The sequence below is a fragment of the Paraclostridium bifermentans genome (assembly GCF_019916025.1).
GTDB classification, from domain to species: Bacteria; Bacillota; Clostridia; order Peptostreptococcales; family Peptostreptococcaceae; genus Paraclostridium; species Paraclostridium bifermentans.
This window is the reverse complement of the sequence record NZ_CP079737.1, coordinates 3,247,015-3,272,707: the sequence shown is the minus strand read 5'-3', so window position 1 is coordinate 3,272,707 and position 25,693 is coordinate 3,247,015. Positions and strand designations below refer to the sequence as shown.

Below are 25,693 nucleotides of genomic sequence, written 5' to 3'. Positions count from 1 at the left end.
AGATTTTCTACTTAGTCATTTTTTGTTCCCATCTTAAATCATTACCTGTAAACTTAACCATTCTAAATCTATCAAATATTCTAGAGAATATTCTTTGTGCGTATATATCTCCTAATTGCATAGGGGATAAGTTAGTTGAAATTATAGTTTTCTTTCCTGATAGTAGACGAGTATTTAAAATATTAAATAATTCACTATTAGTAAAAGAGTTAGTAAGCTCTGTTCCTAAATCATCAATTATTAAAAGATCACAATCAAATAAATTATTATAATTATCTTTTGTTATATGATCATCTGAATTTTTAAACTTATATTCTTCTATGATTTCAAACATTTTAAAAGCAGTCTGATATATAACTAAGTAACCCTTATCTAAAAGTTCTTTTGCAACACAGTTACACATAAAACTTTTCCCTAAACCTGTGTCTCCATAGAAAAGCATATTTTCATCATTATCTTTATCGAAGTTCATAACAAAACCTTCACATATAGATAATATCTCTAATATATTTTCTTGAGGAGATACTCCAGAAGAATCTTCTCTTTGAGTAGAGAATATAGACTCATCAAAAGTAGAGAAGTTTTGATGATGAAGAACTCTAGATAAATTAGACATATGATAAGCCTCATTTATTATTCTTTGTTTAAGGCAATTACATTTATGTCCATTTCCTAAAAATCCCGTATCTTTACATATAGAGCAATCGTGTTTAACTTCTAAATATCCATTAGGTACACGATTATCTGATAAGAGTCCTTCTTTCTTTTTCTTTAACTCGTTCATTTGAGCTTTAGTTTCATTTAGTATAGACTCTTTATCCTTAGGATTTAAAAGAATTAATTTAGCAAGTTTTAATCCTATCTTACCTATTTCCTCATCTATTTGTTTAATTTCAGGTATTCTAGAGTAAACTTTCTTTTTTCTTTCTTGTAAATCACGTTCAGATTGATCTCTTTTTCGCTCATAAGAAGTAAGAATATCTCTCAATGTTGATTCTTTCATATATTAATCACCTACCTAAAATTATTTATCTAAATTTGCCTTTTTGGCTTTCTTGAAGTATTTTTTCTAATTCATCAGGACTATATTTAGTAAAAGTTTGATTTATATTATGGAATCTAGTTTTAACTTGTTTAGGAGCAGCATTAGAAGATTTTGAATTAACTTTTTTAGATTCTGATTGTTTCTTAAATTCTTCTTCTGATGTTTTTAAGTCTTCTAACGTTTTAATATTTTTATCATTCCAACTCTTAACAATTCCGTTAATATAAGCTATAGAAGGATTAGAAATATTTTTAGACTTAGAACATGCTTCTAAAATAAGTTCTATATCAAATTTATATTTATCAAACCATACATCCATAATTTCCTTTTCAGCTTTTGTAGCTTGTCTAGAAAATCCTAGTTCATTAAATACTGTTTTATACATCATAAATCGCTTACTTCTTTGAGCAAAGCTATTTTTAACATCTTCAACAGTATAAAGACTAGCATCATACCAGTTTCTAATTATACCTTCTACGTAACTAACAGGTTTAGCAACTCCAGTCTGTTCTTTAACGTGTTCATAAGCGCATACTATCATTTCTGTGCTCATATTATATTTATCTATCATATCCATAATTGTAATCTTTTCATTAGACTGAAGATGTCTACCTATAATTTGATTTATAGAATTAAACATTTTTCTAATTTCAGGATTATCATTTATGCTAATGATAGTATTAACATCAGATTTAACTGAATTATTTGCGTTTAGTATATTATCAATATATATTTTTTTCAAATCTAAAAACTCTATTGAAAAACTAAAATCATCTAGCCCATCATTTTTATGTTTTTTTATTAAATTCTTGTCTTCCCAAAAATCCCAAGCTGCCAATACATCAGATAATGGTACATTTAAATTTTTTGCAATAGAATTATTATTAAACTTAGGGTTAGAAGTCTCATCACATGCATATCTATAGCCTAAAAGATAAACTTGTACGTATAATCCATTAGCCATTGGCATAAATATATCTATAAATATGTTATCAATAGTAGTTTGGCCTAAATCTATTTCGTTGACTTCTTTAAAGAACATTTTATCACCTCAGATTGATTATAACATAAAATCTATTACAAATTATGATGTAGAGAATTAAAAAAAATATTCATTTAACGACAAAGGGGGATTTAAAATTGATTATTGATTTTAGAAGGAAAAATAGAAAAATTATATCTTTTATGATAGTAGGTATTATTTTTCTAGGAGGGCTATTTTATTTTAATAAAGAAGCTGATAAGCCTGTTTCAAATATAAAAACAGAGAATATGAGTTCTTACAAAATGGATGTAATATTAGATGATGAAAGTAAGCGTTTGATGTGCAATCAAAATGTACAATACGTTAATAATACTAAAAATGAGTTAAAGAGTATTTACTTTCACATATACCCAAATGCATTTTCAAAAGAAGAATTTGCTCCATTTGAAAAATCTCAAATGAAACAAGCATATCCAAATGGATTTAATGAAGGTTACATAGATATGCAAAATATATTAATCGGTGGAGAAAAAGTTAAATTTAATATTGATGGTAATAAAGAAGACATATTAGAAGTACGCTTGGACAAACCTTTAAAGCAAAACGAATCTGTATCTATAGATATGAAATTTAATGTAAAGATCCCTAACTCAGTTGGTAGATTTGGATATGGAAATGATACTATAAACGTTACAAATTGGTTTCCTATAGCTTGTGTGTATGATGATAGAGGATGGAATACAAAAAGCTATGAAAGTATAGGTGACCCATTTTATAGTGATGTAAGTAATTATAAAGTTACTCTTTTAGCTCCATCTAAATATAAATTTGGAACTACTGGAAAGGTGACAGAATCAAAATCAAGTGATAAAAAATCCATGTACAATATAGAAGCAAATAAAGTAAGAGATTTTGCTTTTGTTTTAAGCGATAAATTTAATATTAAAAAAGATTATACAAAGGATACAGAAATATTAACTTATAATTTAGATAAAAAATTCTCTGATTTATCTACAACTATAGCAAAAGATTCTATAGACATATTCAGCGATATGTTTGGTAAATATCCATATGATACATATTCTGTTATAGCAAGTGATTTTTACATAGGGGGGATGGAGTATCCAACTTTATCTATGATAGATAAAAGCTTATATAATTCTAAAAATAAATTTTTATTAGAATATGTAATAGCTCATGAAACAGCACATCAATGGTGGTATAGTGTAGTTGGAAATGATGAAGTTAATGAACCTTGGTTAGATGAAGCTTTAACTGAATATTCTACAGTGCTTTACTTTGAAAAAAAATATGGTAAAGAAACAGCTACAAGATTAATGAGCACTATGGAAAAACAATCAAAATCGTACTCTAGTCAAGATATGTTTAAGCCTTCAAGCAAATACAAAAATTCAATGGATTATAGTTTAAACGTATATACTAAAGGTGCAGTAGTATTCCATAACATAAGAGAAGAAGTAGGAGATAAAGTATTTTTTAAAGTATTAAAAGAATATTATGAAACATATAAATTTAAAAATGCAAATGGATCCCAATTTATGGAGTTATGGAGAAAAAATGGAGTAGATATAGATAACATAATAAAGAAATGTAAGTAAAATTTAGGTAGAGCCTTAAAAAATATTTTAAGGCTCTATTTTTTTGGTATAATATAATTTATGATTGTAAAAGAAAGAGGTGCCACATGATAGAATACAGTTCTATAGGAAGTGGAAGTAGTGGAAACTGTCATTATATTGGATGTAAGAACACTAAGGTTCTAGTTGATGCAGGCCTTAGCGGAAAGAGAATAACAACTAATTTAAAAGATTTAGATATAGATGCAAATGAATTAAAGGGAATATTTATAACACATGAACATTCAGACCATATAAAAGGGGCTGGAATATTATCAAGAAAATTTGATATACCTATATTTGCTAATGTGAAAACATGGTGTGCAATGAAGGATAAAATAGGGGATATAAAAGATAAAAATATGAAAGTTTTTGAAAATGATAAAACCTATTCGTTAGATGATTTAATAATAAGACCATTTTCAACATCTCATGACTCTGCAGATTCTGTAGGATATAATTTTTATAATGATAAACAAGAAAAAATATCTATTGCAACAGATATAGGGTGTATAACAGAAAACTTAAAGAAACATTTATATAAATCTAAATTAATAGTATTGGAATCTAATTATGATCCAAACATGCTTATGATGGGTTCTTACCCATATGCTTTAAAAAAGAGGGTTATGTCTGAAACAGGACATTTATCAAATGAAGAAGCAGCTAAGTTTTGCGTGGAACTAATTAACCAAGGAACAGAATCTATACTACTTGCACATTTAAGTAAAGAAAATAATTTTCCAGAATTAGCGTATGAAACAACTAAGGGAATTTTATTACAAAACAACATGATAGTTGGACAAGATCTTAAGTTAGATGTTCTTTTAAGAGAAGATGCATCGGATATATATAGACTATAGAAACAGGAGACATTTATGAATATAACTATAATAAGCGTTGGAAAGCTTAAAGAGAAGTATTTAAAATTAGGAATAGATGAGTTTAAAAAGAGATTATCTAAGTATTGTAAACTTGATATGATAGAGCTAGATGATGAAAAGTGTCCAGAAAGTTTAAGTGAAAAGGACATGGAAATTGTAAAAAATAAAGAAGGCCAAAAGATTTTATCAAAGGTAAAAAGTAATAGTTATGTTATAGCTTTAGCTATAGATGGAAAGAATTTATCATCTGAAGAATTAGCAGATACTATGAGTAAATTAGCTGTTAGAGGGAATAGCCATATTACTTTTATAATAGGTGGATCATTAGGACTAGCAGATGACGTTTTAAAAAGAGCGGATTATAAGTTGTCTTTCTCTAAGATGACATTTCCTCATCAAATGATGAAGTTAATATTATTAGAACAAGTTTATAGAGCATATAGAATAAACAATAATGAACCGTACCATAAATAACGGAGTGTAGAAGAATTTCAAGTATTATTATGACTTTGAGGAGATACTATGGAGTTAAACAATTTATTGAATGTAAAAAATAGAGAAGAACTAAGAGCTTGGTTAAATAAAAATCATAAAATAGAAAAGGAATGTTGGGTAATTGTTAACAGAGGAAAAGCTAAAATTAATGGCGAATTTATATATTTAGATTTAGTTGAAGAAGCTATGTGTTTTGGTTGGATAGATAGTACATGTAAGAAAATAGAAGAAGGAATTACTGCTCAACGCATATCTCCACGTCGTAAAAATAGTTCATGGACTGAATTAAATAAGGAAAGATGTAGAAGACTTGAAAAAATAGGACTGCTGACAGAATCAGGAAGATCTATTTTACCTGATATATCAATGAAATCATTTGACATAGATGAAGATGTAATAAATTCAATAAAAGAGGATTCTATTGCATGGGATAATTTTAATAAGTTACCTGAATTATATAAAAGGATAAGGATAGATAATATTCAATCATATAAAAAGCAAAGAGAAGTATACGATAGAAGATTAAAAAAATTTATAGACAAGACTAGAGACGGTGTAATGTATGGTGATTGGAATGATAATGGTAGGTTATTAGATTATTAAAAATATGATACTTTTGATAAATAGCAGTTATAAATTAAATAAAATATAAAAGTAACCTTAATTTAGAAATTTAGATGATTAAGGTTATTTTTACGAGTATCAAATTTATACTAAGAAAGGTTATTTATGAACAAGAAACCAATTTATAAAACGTGGATAAGAATAAATAAAATAATTACTTTTTTAGCAATTTCTATATTGTTAATATTGGTATCATTTTTGCCAATTAATTTATATTTGCGTATTAGTGCTAGTGTTTTGCTTTTACCATTTTTATATATTTTATTTATAATATCATATTCTTATTATCAATTTTCAGATAGAGGTGGGAATTTACAATCAAAAATACATTATTTGATTGTAAATAAGATTAGTTATAAAGAAAATGCAAAAATATTAGATATAGGTGTTGGTAGTGCTTCGCTTATAACTAAGCTAGCTAAATCATTTACTAAAGCATCTCTTGTAGGAATTGACTACTGGGGAAATGACTGGGAATATTCAAAACAAATATGTGAAACTAATGCTAAATATGAAGGTGTAGCAGATAGAATTGAGTTTACACAAGCAAGTGCATCTGAATTACCATTTAGTGAAAATGAATTTGATATAGTAGTAAGTTGTTTAACTTTTCATGAAGTAAAAGACGAGGCTGACAAAATAAAAGTATTGAAAGAAGCTTTAAGGGTTCTTAAAAAAGATGGAGAGTTTGTATTTCTAGATTTATTCCTTGATGAAAAAATATTTGGGAAAAATGATGAGTTCTTTAATAGAATTAGTTCACTTGGAATTTCAGAAATTAAAGTTGAAAAGCTTGAATATATAATTAAATTGACACCTATATTATTACATAAAAAGGTATTAGGGAATGCTATGGTTATTTACGGAAAAAAATAAGATAAGAACAAATGATAAAATAATAACTCATGTTTATTAAAATAATAAAGTGATCAATAACGTATCATATGAAATTCACTGTAATAAATAAGTGGAATTTTAGCCTTAGGCATTTATAAAAATTGTCTAAGGTTATTTTTATAAGTAAGAATATATTCAATATATGTATTATTTTCCTTTTAACTTAGCGGTTACAATTAGCTAAATTATAAGATATAATAAACTTAAAATATTAACATAATAGTATATATACTTATGTTAATTACAATTAAAATAACCTGGAGGCAAGATAATGAGTAAAAAAGATTTTTCTGATTTAGAAGATCAAATTATGTCTACAGTTAGCAATGCACTTAAAGCAATAGATTTTGCTAATTTAAAAAAGGATATTACAGATAAAACTGAGGATACCTTAAATCAATTTAAATCAAAGTTTAATGGATATAGTGAAAAGTACATGAATTTAAATAAAAAACCTAAAAATGATATATCAACATACATTAGTAAAAAACCAGCTGGAAGTGTATCAGGAATAATTTATATATTATTCGGAGTTAGTGGAAGTTTAGTTTTTGGGTTTTCAGTATTTACAACTCTAATACTTAAAATGCTATTCAGTGGTGGGATTATCAGTATAGGTAGTAATATTATTTTGGTAGTTGGATTTTTATTCTTTGCAGTAAGTTTAGGTTTGTTATTAAGGGGAATAACATTAAGAAAAAGAGTAAAGCGTTTTAAGACATACGTAAGATTTATTAATAACAATAGTTATTTTTTAATTAATGATTTAGCAAAATTTACAAAAGAAAAAGATAGTTTTGTTGTTAAAGAATTAAGTAAAATGATTGATACAGGCATGTTTTTAGAAGGACATATAGATGAAGAAAAAACGTACTTTATGCTAAATGATGAAGTTTATAATGACTATTTAAATTTAAAAAATCAACAAATAGCTAAAGAAAGTAATAATGAAAAATTAAATGAAGAAATCTATGATTCAGAGAAAGAAGAAATAGAATCTACAATTAAAATAGGAAGAAGTTATATTGAGCAAATAAAAAATATAAGAAATGATCTTTGCAAAGAAGAAATAGCTGTTAAATTAGATAAGCTAGGAAATATTGCAAACCAAATACTTAGTCAGGTTGAAAAGAATCCTAACAAGATACAAGAAGTTAATAAATTTATAAATCATTATCTTCCTATTACTATAAAATTAATTAATTCATACAAAGATATAAATAATCAAGTAGTTCAAGGCGAGAATATAGAAAATGCTAAAAATGAAATTGAAAAAAGTATTGATCTTATTAATAGCGCTTTTGAAAACTTATTAGATGATTTATTTGAAGATGTTGTTTTAGATGTTTCTACAGATATTTCTGTTCTTAAAACATTATTTAAACAAGAGGGATTGGTAGAAGATGATTTTAAAAAGTAAGTTTTAAATAAAAGGGAGGCATTAAGAATGAGTGATGAATTTAAAGAAGAATCTATTGATATAAAGCCAGAATTAACTTTTGAACCATTTCAAGAGGAAATTATTGATTTAAAAGTTAAAGAAGAAAAAATAGAAGAGAAAATAGTTAATGAAATGCAACTTACAGAAGAAGAACAAAAAATGGTTGATCAATTTGTAGATAAAATACAGATAAATAACTCAAATTCTATTTTACAGTATGGAGCTGGTGCTCAAAAGAAAATTTCTGATTTTTCACAGTCAGCATTAAATAATGTAAAAACTAAAGATTTAGGTGAAATTGGAGAGATATTATCTAGTGTAGTTCATGAATTAAAGACATTTGAAGAATCTGAAGAGAAAAAAGGAATTTTAGGTTTCTTTAAAAAAGGAAAAGATAAGATTTCCTACATGAAAATAAAATATGAAAATGTAGACAACAATATAGGAAAAATGTGCAATATTCTTGAAGCGCATCAAATACAGCTTTTAAAAGATATTGCTATGTTAGACAAGATGTATGAAATAAATAAAGCATATTTTAAAGAGCTTTATATGTATATATTAGCGGGTAAAAAGAAGCTTCAAAAACTAGAAAAAGAAGAACTTCCTAAATTACAGGAAAAAGCAAGAACTAGTGGTAATCCTCAGGATGCTCAGGAACTAAAAGATTTTGTTGCTCTTTGTAATAGATTTGAAAAGAAAATTCATGATTTAGAATTAACTAAAATGATTTCTTTACAAATGGCTCCTCAAATTCGTTTAATTCAAAATAATGATTCATTAATGTCTGAAAAAATACAATCTACAATTATAAATACGATTCCACTTTGGAAAAATCAAATGGTTTTAGCGCTTGGGGTTGCTCATGCTGCTAATGCTGCAAGAGTCCAAAGAGAAGTAACAGATATGACAAATGAACTTTTACGCAAAAACGCAGAAATTTTAAAAACTTCAACTATAGAGACTGCAAAAGAATCTGAAAGAGGAATTGTTGATATTGAAACGCTTAGAGCTACAAATGAGTCGTTAATTTCAACTCTTGATGAAATACTTAATATACAAACAGAAGGACGTCAAAAACGTAGAGAAGCAGAAGCAGAATTAATAAGTATTGAAAATCAATTAAAAAATAAACTTATAGAATTTAAATATTAATATAAGCCGTATCACAAGTAAGTGATGCGGTTTTATTTTTTTGTAAAAAATTATAATTGACATATTAAAAAAATGCGATATAATAATCGTACAAGATTAATCGCATACGATAAAAAAGAATGGAGAAATTTAAAAATGAAAATAATAGCATTAGAATTTTATAAAAATGGATTTATGAAAGAAGCACTTGCATTTGGAGGATCAGTTGAAAAAGAAAAATTAGATCCAAATAAAAATTACGAATCAAGTTTACAAAATTACTTAATAGATACTGGAAAAGAAGTTATATTAGTAGATACAGGAGTACCAGTTGAGACAAAAGATGTAGAACCAAAACCTGAACAAATGATATACACTGGTGAAAAAGTTAATAATTTTGTAGATGCATTAAAAAAAGCAGGATATGAACCAAAAGATATAGATAAAGTTATAGTTACACATAAACATCAAGATCACACAGGAGAACTTAGATTATTTGAACATTCTAAAATATATATATCAGAAATAGAAGCTGAAGCAATGGACTTAAAGGGTAACAATATAGTAAGAGTTAACTTTGAAGATGGAGAGTATAAAAACTTTAAAGAAAGTCAAAAAATTTCTGATAACATATTTATGTTACCTGCGTATGGACATACAAAAGGAAATTCTATAGTAGTAGCAGAGTTTGAAGGATTACATTATATGTTCCATGGTGATGTAACTTATACAGATGAAGCACTTAGACAAAATGCATTATCAGTAGTATTTGAAGATAAAGATTTAGCAAAACAGACTTTAAATAATGTTAGAGAATTTGTAAAAGAAAATAAGACTGTATATTTATCAACTCATACACCTGAAGCTCTAATATCATTAAAAGAAAAGAAAGTTATGGAGCTTTAGAGAGGTATATAGAGAGAGCATCAAGAATCATATAGAGGATAGAAAACTATATAAGGTAGAAAATAGGAGGCATTAAAATGAATAAAAAAGAGATACTAGATGTTTTAAATTTTAGACACGCATGTAAAGAGTTTGATACTAATAAAAAAATAAATAAAGATGAATTTGAAGTAATCCTTGAAGCAGGAAGACTTTCACCAAGTTCTATGGGAATCGAACCTTGGAAATTCTTAGTTATAGAAAATGAAGAATTAAAAAGTGAATTAGGAGAAGTTTGTTGGGGTGGAAAAACACAAATGCCAACATGTAGCCACTTAGTAGTATATTTAGGCAGAACTGCGAAAGAATTAAGATTTGATTCAAACTATATAGATTATTTATTAAAAGATATTAAACATTTACCAGAAGACATTGCTAATAAGTATAAAGGTATAATGAAGTCTATAGAGGATGTTAGATTTAAAGATGATAAAGATTTAGAAAATTATTCTTCAGAACAAGTTCATATTGCATTAGCTAATATGATGAGTGTAGCAGCTATGCAAGAAATAGACTCTTGTGCTATTGGTGGTATAGATCACAATAAAGTAGAAAAAATACTAGTGGATAGAGGATTATTAGACACAGACAAGTTCAATATTGTATTATGTGCTGCATTTGGATATAGAGTTAATAATCCAGAAGAAAAACTAAGACAATCAATGGATCAAGTAGTGGATTGGGTAAAATAATATATTTTATAAATATAATAAAGCTAGATGGATTAATAAATACTTCATCTAGCTTACTTGTTTGTATATAAATTTAATAACAAAAGTTGAAATAATGTACTGAAAATTTATAAAAATATTATGAATCAGTAATATGAAATTATTTGATACATACTATAAAAGAAGTTATAATAAATAAAAAATAGTATAGTTTTTTAGGAGGATGTACCATGCACGAAAATTTAAAATTAGAAAATCAACTTTGTTTTAAAATATACTCAGTATCTAAGAGTATAGTTAGAATATATGGACCTTTATTAAAAGAGATAGATTTAACATATCCGCAGTATCTAACTATGATGGTTCTGTGGGAACATAAAAAATTACCTTTTAAAGAAATAAGTTCTAAGTTAAAAATGAAGACTGGTACATTGACTCCTATTTTAAATAAATTGGAAAGTAACGGGTATTTAGAAAAAGTTAAAGATGAAAATGATGATAGAAAAATTTATATAGTTGTTACTAAAAAAGGATTAGAAATTGAAGGCAAGGCAAAAGATATTCCAAGAAGAATAGCAGAAAATCTTAATTTAGCAGAAGAGGACTATATAAAATATCTTCATGAGTTTGATGGATTAGTAAAAAAATTAGATTGTATAGAAAAATACATTAAATAGATAAATGTAAGTATTGATTACTTATACAGGAGCGATTTAAAATGGAATTTAATAAAAATTGGATAGACGCTGTAAACTATAGAACTTCAAGAAGAGCATATATAAATAAGCAATTAGAAATAAAAGATATAAGTAAAATAAAAGAATTAATTTATAAAATAAATGAAGAAACTGGATTGAATTTTCAATTTATAGAAGATTGTTCAAAGTTATTTAAAGGATTTTCAGCCTCATATGGATTAATAAAAGGATTAAATTCATGTATAGCTTTAGTAGGAAATAAAAATATAGATAATTATAAAACTAAGGTTGGGTATTATGGAGAAATGTTAGTACTAGAATCAACTTATATGAATTTAGGAACATGTTGGATCGGTGGAACTTACGATAAAAATGAATGTAAAAAATATATAGATATAAAGCAAGATGAAGAACTAATTTGTGTAATAGCGGTAGGTGAAGTTTTAGAAGATAAGAGCATAAGAGAAAAACTAATTTCTAAAATGAACAAAGGTAAAAAAACATTTGATCAAGTATTATTACAAAAAGATACTGAGTTATTACCAAGTTGGATAAAAGAAGGAATTGAGTTTGTAATAAAAGCACCTTCTGCATTAAATAAGCAGCCAATAGGGTATTCGTTTGTAGATAATGAAGTAAAAGCTTATAAAGTATCAGATAAGTATGGATACGAAGATATTGATTTAGGAATCTCTATGTTACACTTTGAGTTAGGAGCAAAGAGCCAAAACCATAGTGGCAATTGGAATTATATAAAGGGTGAAAAAATTTATATATAGGACTAAAAGGTTTAAAATAAGCAGTGAGACGAAATATGATATGTATTAAAGGAAGAGGCCTGCGAATAAGACGAAGACTCTTCCTTTTTCATGCTTAAAATCTCAATTGTACTTTCTTTAAACTTGTAGCATAAATTTGGAAATTTGTATTATATTTTGTAAGTATCATAGTAATAATCAAACTTTCAGTAAATAGAAGAACTTTGTATCTAAGTGCATCAAATATTCAATATTAATATCTATAAAAAAAGATTGTATAAATTAAAAATATACAATCTTATTCTGGTTATTGAAGTTAGAGTTTAATCTGTGATTTTAAATTTAACAAAATTAAAATTCAAAATAAATATTATGATGCTTTTGCTAATATATCCTCAGTTATTCTTTTTTTACTTAATTTATCTTTAATAAAACCAAAGAAAGTTGTAATAAAAATAGCTCCTGTTATCATTATAGAAATATTCCATGGCATAAATGATTTATTCATAGTCATTATCACATTAACCCTGAACCAATTTTGAAAAGGAATACCTAGTCCAAGTAAAACTGCAAAGAAGAGAATTTTTCTTATTAATTTTTTTCCCTTCATTTTCTTTATTTGGCTATTAACAAATAGTCTTAAAGATCCTACTCCACAACCAACAAAAAAGAATATTACTAAAAATAATTTTATGTTTTCATTTAATAAAAATGCTTTTGAAATTAAAGATAGAGCAATTAAGAATGTACATCCCATTACAATGTATGATTTTTTCAATAGTTTTCACCTCAACAATTTTTATATTTAACTTATATTTAGCAAGTAATTTTGAAAATTTTTAAATTACTTGCTTTGATATTTTCATAGCATATTAATTAGGTAACCTAACTATTAATATGCTAACATGGTTATAATAATTAGTCAATATTAAATAGCTTAGATTTTATTAAATTAAAAAATAGTAGACCAAAATAGAAATTTACTTTCTATTTTGGTCTACTATACCATTCAGTGAAATAGACGTTAACTATATCTAATAATTCAATTAATAATTTGCTTTTTTCTTCTCCTAATATTTCTATAACTCCAGAAAATAAAGAATTAAAGTATTTTTTTAAATCCTGTACTATTTTCTTCCCATCATCAGTTAATGTTATTTCAATAAACCTTTTATCATTTTGACTAACATGTTTTTCTAAATAACCTTTACTAATTAAATTTTTTACGAATTCAGTAGTACTAGGAGAAGTAATAGATAGATTTTTACTAATTTCTGAAATATTAACTTTACATTTTTTTTCCTCATGAAGAAATTCTACACAAAGCAAAACCCTAGCTTCGCTTTTTTTTATTCCCATAATAGTTTGATTATGTCTTTCAATTCTTGCTAAGTTTTCAAATGTGTCTATAAATTTTTTTATATCTATATTTGATTGTTTATTCAAAGAAACTCACCTCATTGAGTATATGTTAATTTATTATAATAAATTTGTCCATGTATTTATAAGTTTTTATTTTAAGATTTAACATAAATATGTAAACTAAAATTTATTATTTAATATGCAAAAATGTTTAATATTTACATATAATGCATATACTACATTTGTTGAAAAAACAAACAATCAGAAAATAGGTGATTTAATGATATACATATATAATTGTTACGGAGGGACTCATTCCTCTATAATAGCAGTTGCGTACCACTTGGAAATGTTAGATGAAAATCGAGAACCAACTAAGGATGAAATATTGAATCTACCAAACTTTAATAAGTTGGTATATGGAAATCGTGGAGAACTTTTTCATTATGGAAGTGATAAAGATGGGAATGAAGTTTATGCTATGGGAAGAGGGCGTTCAAAAATTCTAATTCCTGGATTATACAATTTAGCATCTATGCTACATAAACAAAATTTATTAGAAGAAAAAATAATATTTTCTAACACCTCACCAACAGTTCCAGTACCAATGACACTTGGAGGATTATTTTCTAGATGGCTAAAGATTGATTTTATAGGAGTTCCGCTACTTATAAAGGGAGTAAAAAAATCATATAAAGATGTTATACAGCTTGTAAATGACACAAAGAGAATAGCAAATGAAGATAAAGAAACTGTAATTATTTTAGACAATAAAGATGTTAAGAAAAAATAGCTTTAATCCAAATTTAAAGGATTAGGGCTATTTTTATATTAATTTAATTATTACACAGCTTTTCTTTGATTATCAATATGTGAAATAGGAGGAAATAGCTTAAAGAATAAAAATCTCATTAAAGGTGATACAATTAGTAAGTTTAAAGGTATTGCAAATATAAAATTTGTAAACATAGCAATAATATAAGCATAAATGAAGTTTGAAGATAATCCTATATTAGTAACTACTCCGAATAATGACATCCAAATAACCATACCGCATCCTGTAAAAAATGACATACACAGTCCTATTTTTGCAATGCTATCATTTGGTTTTAATATTTTACTTGAAATAAGCTTTACAATCTTACCAACTATGAATATATCTCCTATTAGTGCATATACAAAAGCTAGAGGGAATCCCATTAATGCATGCTTAAATATATTTAATGAAAAACCTTCAATTATAGCTATATTATAGCAACTCATAATAAACACCATTGTTGTACATATCATTAATATAAATATAAAATGTTCTTTTTTGTTTTTAAACAATTTAAATACCTCTCTTTTCTTATTATTGTCAACTTAGTTGACTAAAGTATGATATCACCTTTGAACTAAAAATGTCAACTAAGTTTACTAAATTTATATTGTTTATTTGTAAATTTATATATAATATATAAAGAGATTTAATAAAAAAGGAGTATTAATATGAATTCAAATTTTCAGAGTTTAAATATAATAGATTTAATAAGTGAAAAGCATGCAAAGCTTAGAAAAATGGTTATAGAAACTTGGGTTGAAATGGGGGAAGAAAGAGTTACTGATACAGAATCATATATGCTTGCCCTGATTGAAAAAGATAAATTAACCGTGGCACAGATTGGAAGGATAATAGGTATATCACGTCAAGGTGCTCATAAATGTGCAAAAGGTCTAATTGAAAGAGAATACATCATGATAGAAAATAAAGATGTAAATTCTAGAGATAAGGTGCTTTGTTTAACTGAAAAGGGATTTAGGTTTTGTAAAGAAACATTAATTTTAAAAGAGAAATTTCAAAATGAAATTATAAATTCTATAGGTGAAGAGAAATTTCAAATATTAAAAGATTGTTTAATTCAAAATTGGTTTGAGACTTATTAACATAAAGAATCTATAGTTCATAGTATATTAGTAAATGTCATATTATGCGAAATATATTTTAAAAGGAGTGCCTAAGTATGAACAAAGAAACTGCTATGATTGTAGATATACCCTTTAATACAGACACAAACCCGTTTTGGCCAGAATTTGATGACAGATTTATTGATGTAAAAAAACAATCAAAAACAAAAGAATGGATTGATTATAGAATAGATATATTTATGAAATATACGGGAAAAAGTTTGATTAATCAAACTAATCAAGACTTTAAATGTGTTGTGAGATATGCAAAAGAAAGTGAAAATTTAATATTTGATGCATTATCTAAATATCCAAAACTTCCTGAAAATATAATTTTTACAGATGATGGAGACATCTATATAGAAAAATTAATAGATGGATATAAATATATTTATCATATTAGAATCGATAGTGATAATATGTTTTCTAGTAACTATATAGAAGAATTAAGTAAGGTTAAATATCATGAAGAACTTCAATGTATATTAAGTCAAAATGGATATTTATACGATTCAAATGAAAATAGATTAGCTGATATGTTCCACACATCTCCTTCAGTTTATGCACTTGTATATACAGTAGATGATTTTATATGTGGATTCCAACATCGATTAGAAAATAGCCATTGGGGTGCTGTTAAACTAGTGAAAGAAGTGATAGAAAGCCATAGCTATGCGTTAATTACTCATAAAAAAAATATTGATAATAACTTTGATCTTATACTTCAAGTAGGATATCCGCTTATAAGGACGAAAGAAGTGTTTGGAGAAGAAAAAGAAATAATTTTAAAAGAGTTTAATTTAATATAAAAAATTAAGTATTAAAGTAGAAGGTTAGTTATCAAATGATAATGAATCTTCTACTTTTTAATTTTTAAATAATATATATAATTTGACCAATAATAATTAAATAACCCAATAAAGTGGAAATTTTAAATTCACGGAGAGTGAAGATGAAAAATAAAATTTTAATAGAATATTTAAAAAATTTAACAATTAATTTTAATGGCTTGTACCTAAGTGTATAAGCCATTTTCAGATTTAATCTAGATAATTAAAGTTAGCAATCTAAATATTTTTTTATGGAAATAGTTGACAATCTAACTATACGTATATAATATCTATATTGAAAGAACGAACATAATTATGTTAAAGTAATAACCAAAATTTTGTATACAAAATCATTTTCAAGAAGAAACAAATCTTTTATTTTCAATATTTTATCAATAAAATAAATAAAAATAGATATTTTTTTAAGTATTAATTTGTTTTTTATATAATAAAAATAGACAATATTTATATTATTTTTTTATACCAAACTGTATTCTAAAAACATTCCTCTTAAATTTTTACAAAAACAAAAACTTCAAAATTGACAGTCTGAAGGCTTAACTAATATTTTTTATGCATTAATTTAATGTTATTTAAGTTAGGGTTAAAATTTTCAAAAGTATTAATTAAAAATTTAACAAGGGAGATGGATTTTAATGTTTAAAAGAAATTTAGCTATTTTAACAATTGCGGGGTTATCATGCGGATTTTTAGCACCTACAGTAAGTTTTGCAGATAGTCAAACTAAGGAAGAATTGCCTCAAGCTTATAATGTTACAGCAGATAAAGATTTAAAAGATGTATTAAAAAATGTATCTGAAGATTACAAAGTAAAAGACAATGCAGATCAATATGAATTAGTTAAAAAAGAAAAAGATGACTTAGGATTTACTCACTATACTCTAAAACCTAAAGCTGATGGTTATTTTGCAGATAAAGCTGAGGTTAAGATACACACAGATAAAGATGGAAAAGTTGTTTTTGTAAATGGGGATTTAGATCAAGGTAAATTGGAAGTTAAAAATGAAACTAAAATAGATAAAGATAAAGCTATTGAGTTAGCTTTTAAATCAATAGAAAAATCACGTGATGAAGTTAAAAACTTATCAGGTGAAGATACAATCCAAGATGCTAAAATTGTTGTTGATGAAAAAACTAATAGAGCTGTATATGCTTTAGATTTATCATATTCTGTTCCAGAGCCTGCTCATTGGTTAATTAAAGTAGATGCAGAAAATGGTAGTATAGTTGAAAAACAAAATGTTTTAGAAGAAGCAACTCAAGCAACAGGTACTGGAATTGGTTCAGATGGACAAATTAAAAACTTAAAAATAACTGAAGATAATGGTAAGTATCAATTAGTGGATACTACTCATAAAGGTCAAATAATAACTAAAAGTTTCGAAGCTTTTAAAGGTGATACAACAGTTGGAAATATTATTACAAATATAAAAAACTTCTTCGATCAAGATAAAGCAGCTGTAGATGCTCACTATTTTACAGATCAAGTTTATAACTACTACAAAGATACTCATAATAGAGAAAGTTATGATGGTAAAGGATCAGATATAAATTCTTATGTTCATGTTCCTGAAGAGGATGGAAGTAGTATGAGTAATGCTTACTGGAATGGCGTAGAGATGAGTTATGGTGATGGAAATAAAACAACAGAAAATGCTTTTACAGCAGCAAATGACGTTGTTGCACATGAGATAACACATGGAGTTACATCATCATCAGCAGACTTAGTTTACCAATATCAACCAGGAGCATTAAATGAATCATTCTCAGATGTATTTGGTTATTTTGTAGATAGTGATGACTGGCAAATGGGAGAAGATTTATATAAAACACCAGGTGAAGCTATAAGAGATTTACAAGATCCTACAAAACATGGACAACCAGCAAATATGAAAGACTATAAAAACTATAGTATATATTATGATAGAGGTGGAGTTCATATAAATAGTGGTATACCTAATAAAGCAGCATATAACACTATAACTAAAATAGGTAAAGAAAAAGCAGAGAAAATATATTATAGAGCTCTTACTCAATACTTAACAAGACAATCACAATTTAAAGATGCTAAAAGTTCTTTAGTTCAATCAGCAAAAGACCTTTATGGAGATCAAGTAGCTAATGATGTTAAAGCTGCATGGGATCAAGTTGGAGTAAAATAATCTAAGTCTTAAAATAAATTAGTAAACTTTTTAATATATACCTCATATAAATAAATCATATTAATTTATAGATTATATGAGTAGTTATTAAAAAATAAATTGACAAATAAAGTTGTATAGAATATTATTTTAAATAACTTTAATATAAATCCTAAGAAAAGGGATAGTAGCTAAATTTAGGTTCAATATAGAGAGCTGAGGGTGGTGGAATCTTGGCAAGAAGTGATTTAGTGAATGGGCCTTTGAGGAGTAAATTGAAATCACAATTATGTGAGAGTAGACTTTACCGTGTGTCGCACGTTATAGCGAATAGGGTATGATAGTACCTGAAATTGAGTGATGTACAAATAATTTTTTGTACGTAAATTAGGTGGCAACGCGGATAGACTCCGTCCTATTAATATAGGACGGAGTTTTTTAATTTCAAAAAATTAAGGTGGTGATAAATATGATGTGAACAGGTATCTCAAAAGACAGCGATTTATATCATTGGAAATTTACAATGAAAAATAATAATTATTTAAAAAAACTAGGAGGACATAATTATGAAAACAAATACAAGAAAATTAGTTTTAAATTCTCTACTATTAGCGATTGGGCTACTATTGCATCAAATAACACCAACTATCGGCTTGCCAATTCAGCCAGATATGACGTTAATAATGTTATTTACAATAATAATTTTAAATAAAGACGATTATAAAAGTTCACTTGTATGTGGAGTTATAACTGGAATTTTTACGGCATTAACGACAAAGTTTCCTGGAGGACAATTGCCGAATATATTAGATAAAGTTATTACAACAAACATAATATATGTTTTAGTATTTATTATGTATAAGTTCTCATTTATAAAAAAATTCAAAGAAAAAACTCAAGACTTTATAATATCCTTAATAATATTACCAATAGGAACATTAGTAAGCGGAACAACTTTTTTATTATCTGCATTAGTTTTAGTAGGATTACCTGGGACGTTCAAATCATTATTTTTAGTAGCAGTAGTTCCGGCAGTTTTAATTAATTTAGTTTGTGGATTGTTTTTAATAAAGGTAGTAAGTGTTTCTGTAAAAAGGATAGGATACAAGGACTTAAAAAGCATAAGTAGATAAACTTTTTAATGTGAAAAAATTTTTATATAAGAAGAGATACTTTAAAAGTGATAATCTCTTCTTATATAATTAAACTGCAAATTTAAGAGAAATTAATATTACAACTATAGTAGTCGTTAAAATAGGGATAACTACAGAAGTAACAAAAATATCTTTATAAGATTCTTTGTGAGTTAATCCGCAAATAGCAAGTGTTGTAATCACAGCTCCATTATGAGGTAGAGTATCTAATCCACCAGAAGAAAGAGAAGCTATTCTATGGAGAATTTCAGGAGAAATATTTAAAGAATGACTCATTTGTAAATAAGTAGGTGCAAGTGCATCGAGGGATATTCCAAGTCCTCCTGAAGCTGAAGCTGTAAGTCCACAAATCAAGTTTACTGATAAAGCTTCTGATATTATTGGATTTGATGAAATACAGAAAATAAATGTTTGAATAACGCTAAATACTGCCAATGATTTTATAACACTTCCATATCCAACAATTGCGCTTGAATTAAGAAGTGGTCTGAAGGAATTAGAAACACCTATATCTAGAACTGATTTTAAATTTTTTATGTTTTTATAGTTAGTTAATATTATAAATAAATCAGCTAGAACTATTGCAATTATAACACTCCAAGTTCCAGAAACATTACTTAAAGTAGTATTAAAGCTACTTAAATATTCGCCGTTTATATTTTCATAATAAACTTTTGAAAAGAACAAATTAGTAATAAAAATTATAATTATAGGGGTAACAGCTCTAAATATATTAGGTAAATTCTCATAATTTTCCTCAATAGAACTATGATTATGATTGCCGTAACCTTCGTTATTTTTCCTAGCAGATTTAACACGCTTAGTAAGCCATAACATTCCTAGTGTTAGCATTAAGATACTTGCAAAAACTCCTATAATAGGGGCTGCGAATGTATCTGTACCAAAGTATTTCATGGGTATAACATTTTGAATTTCTGGAGAGCCAGGCATAGCTGTCATCGTAAAAGTAAATGCACCTAGAGCTATAGTTCCAGGAATAAGTCTTTTAGGAATATCAGCTTCTTTAAATAACATAGATGCAATTGGATAAAGTATAAATGCAACAACAAATAATGAAACCCCTCCATATGTAAGAAGTGATCCAGATAGAACAACAGCTAATACAGATTTATTTTTTCCGAGTTTCTTAGTTATAAAATGAGCTATAGATTTTGCATATCCAGCTTCCTCCATTAATTTCGCAAAAATTGCACCGGTCATAAAAAGAGGGAAGTAGTTTTTTATAAAATTTGCAAATCCAACCATATATACTTCTGTATAATTTGCCATTAGATGGCTATCAAATCCTGTAGTAAGAATTATTGTTAATAGAGAAACTATTGGGGCGGTTATTATTGTTGAGTACCCTTTATATGCAAGGTACATTATAAGTATCAATGATAAAATTAATCCTAAGATGCTAAACATTATTAATCAATGTCATAAAAATTATGACAATCTCCTTTCGTTATTTTATAAGGTATATGAATACCTATTTATTTTACCCGGTAAAAAATATATAAAACATTAATAATAATGATAATGATTTCTAGTTTTTAAAATTAATCTAAAAAGCGACTTTTATACTCTATTAAGCTTATGTCGTAAAATTAGAAAAATATAGTGCTATAATTAAAGTAATATTTCTTACTTTATATGGATGACAAAAATAATTAACAGAGGTTTTTCCTAAGGGGGAAAGAGAATGAGAAAAAATATTTAAAAATAACGCATAATTTACAATTTTGATTAGGGGTGATTAATATATTTAGGGAAAATTTTAAAAAAATATTTATTTCTTTAATAACAAATCCAATATTGATAGTTTTATATTGGACATTTTGTTATGAATTATCTTCATTATGTATGTATGGAAGAATGAATAATAATATTTATGTCTTTTTTATATGTCTACTATTGATAATAGGTATAGTTTTATTTACTATATTTAAAGTCACAAAAAACAAATACTATAAATACAATAAAACAATTAAATTTAAATATATTTTTATTATAATTATTTTAACGATAACATCATTTTACGGAGTTAAAATATATAAGAGCTCAGTAAATTATGGAGGAAAGTTATCCTGGGTTATAGAGCGATTAAAAAATGAAAGAAAAGTAAAATTTGAAAATAATAATATATATGAAGATGGCGTTGGGGGTATATTTGAAGATATTAATAAAAAATATAAACTCCCAAAAGAATTGTATATGTCAGATAATTTTTCATTAAAATTTAAACCAGATGGAACAATTACATCTTTTGATACATTTATATATGGAAAAGATGATAAAGGGAAAGAAAAAAGTTATTTAATAAGTTATGATAAAAATAAGTCTAAGGATATTTTACTAATTTTAAATGGTTATGCTAATCCTAAATATAACTATGATAAATTATTAAATCCATTAATCGAAACAGTTAAAGTTATTCCGGTTAAGGAAACTGTTGATAAGTGGAATCAAGGCAGTTATGGATTAGTTTACTATGGAAAAAGAAATTGGGCATATAATTCGGATGGAATTATTAATATCAATGAAAAGGGAGAATTATCAGGTGTTGAGCAAACAGATTCTAAAATTGTTGGATACACTGTATCTTTGTTTACTCCAGGTAACGAAGGTATAACTCCTGCTAGATATAATTTAGTAAACGATTCAAGCTGGAGCAAATCATGTTTACTTCCTCAGCCAGAAGATTATGAGCAGGAATCGGGAGGATCAGATAAAAGTAAAGAAGAATTTTATCTAACTAAAGAAGTAGGTTATAAAGCTAATTTAGTAGATAAAGCATTAGGAAGTAGTTTATATTCACTTAGTAAGACTACAGATTCAGGGAAAATATGGGAAGTTATAAATGAAAATCCTTTTAATGGGACAATTGGAAGTGTTGGAGGAATTAAGTTTATAAATGATAATATTGGATTTATAACTACAATAAGGCCTTCTGGTACCGAAGGATCGTTATATCGTACAGATGATGGAGGAATATCATTTAAACTTGTAGAATATCCTATACAGGAAGTAACATTAGATAATGGAGGAGTTATAAAGCCATTTGATATGCCAGATATACCTTATGAGAAGGATGGAGTTTTATATATGTCAATTGGACAAGGTCCAGATGGAGATTACAAAGGAAATACCGAAGCTCTTTACAAATCAAAAAATCAAGGTGAAACTTGGGAATTTGTAAAGCTAAAATAAAAATTTATATTATGAATTTTAGAAAGCCGCGCTTATAATAAGTGCGGTTTTTATAAGTTAAAAGGTTTAATTCAAAACTACAAATTATAGAATGGATAATTTTAAATAGAGTGGTTAATATATGACTATAAAGTAGAAAAGTAAAAATAGCATAAATTTAATTATTTATACCTACTTTATTATTTGTAAAAATCAAAACAAATTACTTTATTTAAAGGAGTGACTTTTATGGTACATGAAAACGGTAATGATAATAGTATAATGAGATGGATAGGAAGATTTCTATTAGTTGCAGTTATTTTAGTTATAACATCATTTGTAACACCAGGATTCACAATACAGGGTATATGGTCATTTTTATTAGCTGCTGTTGTAATTTCAGTGTTAGATTATTTAGTAGAAATGTTTATGGGAGTAGATGCATCTCCTTTTGGAAAAGGAATAAAAGGATTTTTAATAGCAGCAATAATAATATATGCAGCTCAATTTTTAGTACCTAATATGGGTGTATCTATTATAGGTGCTTTATTAGCAGCTGTAGTTATAGGAATTTTAGATGCTATATTCCCTGCTAGAGCTATGTAAGTAAAATATTAAAATAAAAAACACTAACTAACTTAGTTAGTGTTTTTTATTTTAATATAAATAGTTTTAAATAAAACTTTTTGTTTGAATCTTATTTATCGTGGTATATAATAAAAAGTAAGATAGTTTTATTTAAAACTAATAAAAAGGGGAGATTTTATGAAAAATTTAAATTTTATAGAAAACTTAATGATTGTACATCATTTTACAAAAAATGTATTTAAATACTCTGCAATAAAAGAATTAGATTATAATCTTAATGAAACACATGCAAAAATTTTACTATTTGTTCATAAGCATGAACACAAACAAATGAGTAAAATTAATGAATTTATAGGAATTCAAAAAGGGGCATTTACAACATCAGTGGATATTTTAATTGATAATGGATATGTAGTAAAAGTTAAATCAAAAAAAGATAAGAGATTTACAAATCTAGAGTTAACTCAAAAAGGTGAACAAATTGCAGTTGAGTTAGAAGAAAATTTATATAAAAGTATAAATGATATGTTTGACAAGATGGAAGATGAAGAAAGAAAAGAAATCAATGAAGCTTTAAATACACTATCAAGATTTTGTATAAAAAATAGAAGAAAGTGACAAATAGGAGGACAAAATGGAAGATAAAAAAATTAGACTTTTAAGAGATGAAAAAGTTCCAAAAGCTATACTAAAATTATCAATACCTATGGTTATGGGGATGATGATTCAAGTTTTATATAATTTAGTTGATACTTACTTTATAGGGATGTTAAATGATGCAAATCAATTAGCAGCAGCAAATATATCACTTCCTGTATTTATGATGCTTATGGCTATTGCAGGAATAGTAGGATCAGGATCATCTTCATATATATCAAGATGCTTAGGAAATAAGGATTACGAAGAAGCTAATAAGACAATATCGATAGCAACAGGTATTTTGGTTATTATGAGTATAATCGTTATGATAGCGGGTATATTTATGTCTCCTAATATTGCGAAGGGGTTAGGCGCAAATGATGCTACTTTTAATTATACTTATAAGTATATAGTTATAATGTTTATTGGAGCAATACCTGTTATGTGTAGTTATGCATTAGGTCAGCTTTTAAGATCAGAAGGAAATATAATGCAATCTGTAATAGGCCTTACATTAGGAACTGTTGTAAATATAGTTTTAGATCCAGTTTTTATATTTGGACTTAAGATGGAGATAACTGGAGCTGCAATAGCAACTATAATAGGTCAAACATCAACTTTACTTTACTTTACGTATGCATTTTTAAAAGGAAAAACTACTTTAAAAATAAATTTAAAGAAATTTAAATACGATAAAAATATATTCAAAGAAATATTTACAATAGGAGTTCCTGCATCTCTAAATCAAATGTTAATGGGTGTAGCAACTGTTATTGTAAATAATATAGCGGTAGGTTATGGAACATTAACTGTTGCAGGTATGGGAGTTGCTATGAAGATAATGACTATAGGAACATTTGTATTTATGGGATTCTCTGCTGGATGCCAACCGCTAGTTGGGTATAACTATGGATGCAATAATATTACTAGAGTTAAAGAAATTATTAAAAAAGGTATAATAATAACTTCTATAATAGGATTAAGCTTAGCTTTAATATTTGGGGTATTTGCTAATTCTTTAATAGGATTATTTACAAGTGAACCTGAGGTTATAAACAAAGGAACTATAATACTTAGAGCTCTAATTATATCCCTTCCTTTTGTAGGAGGTCAGATGATATCTACAACTTCAGCTCAATCTATGGGTAAAGTTGTTGTAGCATTTATATTATCTATATCAAGACAAGGATTACTATATATGCCTCTTTTAATTATATTAAACAAAGTGTTTGGTTTTTCAGGATTTATTTATGCTCAACCTATAACTGATATGATTATGCTAACATTCTCATCTATTTTACTATTTAAGGTTATGCCTAAGGAGAATAATAGTTACGAATTAAAAGAAGTAATTTAGTATATATTGAATAGGAGTTATTAGATGGAAATAATAGTTTAGTATGTTTATGTAAAGGTATAAGCAAAGAAGAAATAATTAGTGAAGTTAAAAAAGGATCTGTAAAATTAAAAGAAATTAAACAAAATACTACAGCAGGTACAGGGATATGTTGCGGAATTAGATGTAAGAAAAATATTAAACAGATAATAAAAGAATATAAATAGATTAAAAAGGGTTATGTTATAAAAACTTATAGCATAACCCTTTTA

At 26.3% G+C, this 25,693-nt stretch carries 26 protein-coding genes, 1 pseudogene and 1 other annotated feature; of the genes and pseudogenes, 21 read left to right on the top strand and 6 right to left on the bottom strand.

Annotation, left to right across the window (positions count from 1 at the left end):
• Positions 1-7: 7 nt before the first annotated feature.
• Entirely contained in the window at positions 8-1,003 is a 996-nt protein-coding gene (locus tag KXZ80_RS15860) for an ATP-binding protein (RefSeq protein WP_021434322.1), read from the bottom strand.
• 25 nt (positions 1,004-1,028) lie between these two features.
• Entirely contained in the window at positions 1,029-2,087 is a 1,059-nt protein-coding gene (locus KXZ80_RS15855; RefSeq protein WP_021434321.1) for a DnaD domain protein, read from the bottom strand.
• Positions 2,088-2,185: 98 nt separating this feature from the next.
• Between KXZ80_RS15855 and KXZ80_RS15850 the strand changes: the two genes are divergently transcribed.
• The 11 genes from KXZ80_RS15850 to KXZ80_RS15800 all read left to right on the top strand — a co-directional run bounded on the left by KXZ80_RS15850 (position 2,186) and on the right by KXZ80_RS15800 (position 12,235).
• A complete protein-coding gene (locus KXZ80_RS15850) occupies positions 2,186-3,649 on the top strand; it encodes a M1 family metallopeptidase (RefSeq protein ID WP_021434320.1) in 1,464 nt (487 codons plus the stop codon).
• Between the two features lie 86 nt (positions 3,650-3,735).
• Positions 3,736-4,530: an MBL fold metallo-hydrolase gene (locus KXZ80_RS15845; RefSeq protein WP_021434319.1), complete on the top strand. Its 795-nt coding sequence runs from the start codon at positions 3,736-3,738 to the stop codon at positions 4,528-4,530.
• Between the two features lie 15 nt (positions 4,531-4,545).
• Positions 4,546-5,025, top strand: coding sequence for a 23S rRNA (pseudouridine(1915)-N(3))-methyltransferase RlmH (gene rlmH / locus KXZ80_RS15840; protein WP_021428104.1), 480 nt, complete (start codon positions 4,546-4,548; stop codon positions 5,023-5,025).
• Between the two features lie 48 nt (positions 5,026-5,073).
• A complete protein-coding gene (locus KXZ80_RS15835; RefSeq protein WP_021434318.1) occupies positions 5,074-5,649 on the top strand; it encodes a YdeI/OmpD-associated family protein in 576 nt (191 codons plus the stop codon).
• 126 nt (positions 5,650-5,775) lie between these two features.
• Positions 5,776-6,546 (top strand): class I SAM-dependent methyltransferase, encoded by a 771-nt coding sequence (locus tag KXZ80_RS15830; RefSeq protein ID WP_038286060.1) that lies wholly within the window; start codon positions 5,776-5,778, stop codon positions 6,544-6,546.
• A 292-nt stretch (positions 6,547-6,838) separates the two neighbouring features.
• Entirely contained in the window at positions 6,839-7,987 is a 1,149-nt protein-coding gene (locus tag KXZ80_RS15825; RefSeq protein ID WP_021434316.1) for a 5-bromo-4-chloroindolyl phosphate hydrolysis family protein, read from the top strand.
• Between the two features lie 27 nt (positions 7,988-8,014).
• The gene (locus tag KXZ80_RS15820) at positions 8,015-9,163 is read left to right on the top strand and encodes a toxic anion resistance protein (protein WP_021434315.1); all 1,149 of its coding nucleotides are present in this window, start codon (positions 8,015-8,017) and stop codon (positions 9,161-9,163) included.
• Between the two features lie 135 nt (positions 9,164-9,298).
• The gene (locus KXZ80_RS15815; RefSeq protein WP_021434314.1) at positions 9,299-10,048 is read left to right on the top strand and encodes an MBL fold metallo-hydrolase; all 750 of its coding nucleotides are present in this window, start codon (positions 9,299-9,301) and stop codon (positions 10,046-10,048) included.
• A gap of 77 nt (positions 10,049-10,125) precedes the next feature.
• Positions 10,126-10,779, top strand: coding sequence for an NAD(P)H-dependent oxidoreductase (locus tag KXZ80_RS15810; protein ID WP_021434313.1), 654 nt, complete (start codon positions 10,126-10,128; stop codon positions 10,777-10,779).
• A gap of 209 nt (positions 10,780-10,988) precedes the next feature.
• Positions 10,989-11,435, top strand: coding sequence for a MarR family winged helix-turn-helix transcriptional regulator (locus KXZ80_RS15805; protein WP_021434312.1), 447 nt, complete (start codon positions 10,989-10,991; stop codon positions 11,433-11,435).
• A gap of 41 nt (positions 11,436-11,476) precedes the next feature.
• Complete coding sequence (locus KXZ80_RS15800) at positions 11,477-12,235, top strand: nitroreductase family protein (protein ID WP_021434311.1); 759 nt, start codon at positions 11,477-11,479, stop codon at positions 12,233-12,235.
• 349 nt (positions 12,236-12,584) lie between these two features.
• Here KXZ80_RS15800 and KXZ80_RS15795 read toward each other — a convergent pair whose 3' ends face one another.
• Positions 12,585-12,992, bottom strand: coding sequence for a hypothetical protein (locus tag KXZ80_RS15795; protein WP_021434310.1), 408 nt, complete (start codon positions 12,990-12,992; stop codon positions 12,585-12,587).
• Positions 12,993-13,201: 209 nt separating this feature from the next.
• Positions 13,202-13,660, bottom strand: coding sequence for a MarR family winged helix-turn-helix transcriptional regulator (locus KXZ80_RS15790; RefSeq protein ID WP_021434309.1), 459 nt, complete (start codon positions 13,658-13,660; stop codon positions 13,202-13,204).
• Between the two features lie 115 nt (positions 13,661-13,775).
• Between KXZ80_RS15790 and KXZ80_RS15785 the strand changes: the two genes are divergently transcribed.
• Positions 13,776-14,369 carry a DUF3189 family protein gene (locus KXZ80_RS15785; RefSeq protein ID WP_319025346.1) on the top strand — a complete coding sequence of 198 codons (594 nt, stop codon included), beginning with the start codon at positions 13,776-13,778 and terminating at the stop codon, positions 14,367-14,369.
• 50 nt (positions 14,370-14,419) lie between these two features.
• Here the strand turns inward: KXZ80_RS15785 and KXZ80_RS15780 are convergent, their stop codons facing one another.
• A complete protein-coding gene (locus KXZ80_RS15780; RefSeq protein ID WP_021434307.1) occupies positions 14,420-14,905 on the bottom strand; it encodes a DUF2798 domain-containing protein in 486 nt (161 codons plus the stop codon).
• 159 nt (positions 14,906-15,064) lie between these two features.
• Here KXZ80_RS15780 and KXZ80_RS15775 point away from each other — a divergent pair, with 159 nt between their 5' ends.
• The 4 genes from KXZ80_RS15775 (at position 15,065) to KXZ80_RS15760 (ending at position 19,645) form a co-directional block, all read left to right on the top strand.
• Complete coding sequence (locus KXZ80_RS15775; RefSeq protein WP_021434306.1) at positions 15,065-15,499, top strand: MarR family transcriptional regulator; 435 nt, start codon at positions 15,065-15,067, stop codon at positions 15,497-15,499.
• Positions 15,500-15,576: 77 nt separating this feature from the next.
• Positions 15,577-16,329: a rhamnosyltransferase gene (locus tag KXZ80_RS15770; protein WP_021434305.1), complete on the top strand. Its 753-nt coding sequence runs from the start codon at positions 15,577-15,579 to the stop codon at positions 16,327-16,329.
• A 677-nt stretch (positions 16,330-17,006) separates the two neighbouring features.
• Positions 17,007-18,533 (top strand): M4 family metallopeptidase, encoded by a 1,527-nt coding sequence (locus KXZ80_RS15765; protein WP_021434304.1) that lies wholly within the window; start codon positions 17,007-17,009, stop codon positions 18,531-18,533.
• A 144-nt stretch (positions 18,534-18,677) separates the two neighbouring features.
• Positions 18,678-18,933, top strand: a binding site (T-box leader).
• A gap of 145 nt (positions 18,934-19,078) precedes the next feature.
• Complete coding sequence (locus KXZ80_RS15760) at positions 19,079-19,645, top strand: tryptophan transporter (protein ID WP_021434303.1); 567 nt, start codon at positions 19,079-19,081, stop codon at positions 19,643-19,645.
• Between the two features lie 69 nt (positions 19,646-19,714).
• On the opposite strand, the gene KXZ80_RS15755 is transcribed toward KXZ80_RS15760, so the two are convergent.
• Positions 19,715-21,094, bottom strand: a complete 1,380-nt coding sequence (locus KXZ80_RS15755) for a GntP family permease (RefSeq protein WP_038286055.1) — start codon at positions 21,092-21,094, stop codon at positions 19,715-19,717.
• Between the two features lie 390 nt (positions 21,095-21,484).
• On the opposite strand from KXZ80_RS15755, the gene KXZ80_RS15750 reads away from it, so the two are divergent.
• The 5 genes and pseudogenes from KXZ80_RS15750 to KXZ80_RS17915 all read left to right on the top strand — a co-directional run.
• Positions 21,485-22,879 (top strand): WD40/YVTN/BNR-like repeat-containing protein, encoded by a 1,395-nt coding sequence (locus KXZ80_RS15750; protein WP_226898122.1) that lies wholly within the window; start codon positions 21,485-21,487, stop codon positions 22,877-22,879.
• A 228-nt stretch (positions 22,880-23,107) separates the two neighbouring features.
• Positions 23,108-23,464, top strand: a complete 357-nt coding sequence (locus KXZ80_RS15745; protein ID WP_021434300.1) for a phage holin family protein — start codon at positions 23,108-23,110, stop codon at positions 23,462-23,464.
• A 159-nt stretch (positions 23,465-23,623) separates the two neighbouring features.
• Positions 23,624-24,064 carry a MarR family winged helix-turn-helix transcriptional regulator gene (locus KXZ80_RS15740; RefSeq protein ID WP_021434299.1) on the top strand — a complete coding sequence of 147 codons (441 nt, stop codon included), beginning with the start codon at positions 23,624-23,626 and terminating at the stop codon, positions 24,062-24,064.
• Between the two features lie 16 nt (positions 24,065-24,080).
• Complete coding sequence (locus KXZ80_RS15735) at positions 24,081-25,442, top strand: MATE family efflux transporter (protein WP_021434298.1); 1,362 nt, start codon at positions 24,081-24,083, stop codon at positions 25,440-25,442.
• 50 nt (positions 25,443-25,492) lie between these two features.
• Positions 25,493-25,648 (top strand): annotated as a pseudogene (locus KXZ80_RS17915) ((2Fe-2S)-binding protein); the annotation flags it as partial.
• Between the last annotated feature and the right edge of the window lie 45 nt (positions 25,649-25,693).

Bases quoted from the DNA above. Each gene is read 5' to 3' on its own strand.
- KXZ80_RS15765 (WP_021434304.1), top strand. From the start codon at position 17,007: ATGTTTAAAAGAAATTTAGCTATTTTAACAATTGCGGGGTTATCATGC.
- KXZ80_RS15760 (WP_021434303.1), top strand. From the start codon at position 19,079: ATGAAAACAAATACAAGAAAATTAGTTTTAAATTCTCTACTATTAGCG.
- KXZ80_RS15755 (WP_038286055.1), bottom strand. From the start codon at position 21,094: ATGTTTAGCATCTTAGGATTAATTTTATCATTGATACTTATAATGTAC.
- KXZ80_RS15835 (WP_021434318.1), top strand. From the start codon at position 5,074: ATGGAGTTAAACAATTTATTGAATGTAAAAAATAGAGAAGAACTAAGA.
- KXZ80_RS15745 (WP_021434300.1), top strand. From the start codon at position 23,108: ATGGTACATGAAAACGGTAATGATAATAGTATAATGAGATGGATAGGA.
- KXZ80_RS15800 (WP_021434311.1), top strand. From the start codon at position 11,477: ATGGAATTTAATAAAAATTGGATAGACGCTGTAAACTATAGAACTTCA.
- KXZ80_RS15775 (WP_021434306.1), top strand. From the start codon at position 15,065: ATGAATTCAAATTTTCAGAGTTTAAATATAATAGATTTAATAAGTGAA.
- KXZ80_RS15845 (WP_021434319.1), top strand. From the start codon at position 3,736: ATGATAGAATACAGTTCTATAGGAAGTGGAAGTAGTGGAAACTGTCAT.
- KXZ80_RS15785 (WP_319025346.1), top strand. From the start codon at position 13,776: ATGCAAAAATGTTTAATATTTACATATAATGCATATACTACATTTGTT.
- KXZ80_RS15815 (WP_021434314.1), top strand. From the start codon at position 9,299: ATGAAAATAATAGCATTAGAATTTTATAAAAATGGATTTATGAAAGAA.
- KXZ80_RS15770 (WP_021434305.1), top strand. From the start codon at position 15,577: ATGAACAAAGAAACTGCTATGATTGTAGATATACCCTTTAATACAGAC.
- KXZ80_RS15855 (WP_021434321.1), bottom strand. From the start codon at position 2,087: ATGTTCTTTAAAGAAGTCAACGAAATAGATTTAGGCCAAACTACTATT.
- KXZ80_RS15820 (WP_021434315.1), top strand. From the start codon at position 8,015: ATGAGTGATGAATTTAAAGAAGAATCTATTGATATAAAGCCAGAATTA.
- KXZ80_RS15825 (WP_021434316.1), top strand. From the start codon at position 6,839: ATGAGTAAAAAAGATTTTTCTGATTTAGAAGATCAAATTATGTCTACA.
- KXZ80_RS15740 (WP_021434299.1), top strand. From the start codon at position 23,624: ATGAAAAATTTAAATTTTATAGAAAACTTAATGATTGTACATCATTTT.
- KXZ80_RS15860 (WP_021434322.1), bottom strand. From the start codon at position 1,003: ATGAAAGAATCAACATTGAGAGATATTCTTACTTCTTATGAGCGAAAA.
- KXZ80_RS15805 (WP_021434312.1), top strand. From the start codon at position 10,989: ATGCACGAAAATTTAAAATTAGAAAATCAACTTTGTTTTAAAATATAC.
- KXZ80_RS15810 (WP_021434313.1), top strand. From the start codon at position 10,126: ATGAATAAAAAAGAGATACTAGATGTTTTAAATTTTAGACACGCATGT.
- KXZ80_RS15830 (WP_038286060.1), top strand. From the start codon at position 5,776: ATGAACAAGAAACCAATTTATAAAACGTGGATAAGAATAAATAAAATA.
- KXZ80_RS15735 (WP_021434298.1), top strand. From the start codon at position 24,081: ATGGAAGATAAAAAAATTAGACTTTTAAGAGATGAAAAAGTTCCAAAA.
- rlmH (WP_021428104.1), top strand. From the start codon at position 4,546: ATGAATATAACTATAATAAGCGTTGGAAAGCTTAAAGAGAAGTATTTA.